This is a genomic window from Barnesiella sp. An55 (assembly GCF_002161555.1).
GTDB classification, from domain to species: domain Bacteria; phylum Bacteroidota; class Bacteroidia; order Bacteroidales; family Barnesiellaceae; genus Barnesiella; species Barnesiella merdipullorum.
Genome location: NZ_NFHZ01000049.1, coordinates 1 through 528 on the forward strand (window position 1 = coordinate 1; position 528 = coordinate 528).

The window sequence follows — 528 nt, forward strand, 5'->3', positions numbered from 1 at the left end:
ATCTACGGGCTTGATTACCCGCTTTACAACGGCCGATAAGAATACGAAGATGGCCGATTATATAAGGATACAGAATCTGTCGGTTCCCGATCTGTTAATGTTGATTGTAGATTTGTATTACAGCGATGTAAAAATCAATGCCAAGCAGAGCTTGTCGCCCAATAGTATAAACGATAATCTGCACTCTTTGCAGGAGTTGTGGAAATCGAAATATCAAAAGCAAGATATTATTGGTGAGGATGATATCAGGGATATACAAGAGTATATGGTTGAGGTTATCGGTGTGGGAGCGAGTAGTGTGCTCAACTCCGATTTCTTTGATGTGGTAGCCGATAACATCAAATATGTGTCGATGGATCATTGGGTAGATGTGTTTGAGTTATTGTGGAATAAGAACGGACATTTTTGCAAGATATTTACGACACTGATTAAAGAGTATCAGAAAATAGGATTCCGCACCGAGGTTTATGTGCCGTTTGATGCTATCTTGAGGGAGAAGGGTACCTTGTTGCAAGTGCAATGGCTCGA

The 528-nt window shown here is 40.7% G+C and carries 1 protein-coding gene; it reads left to right on the plus strand.

Going from position 1 to position 528, the window contains the following annotated elements:
- Nucleotides 1–528: virulence factor SrfC family protein (locus B5G10_RS12510; protein ID WP_241147774.1), on the plus strand; the 528-nt coding region annotated here is incomplete at both ends.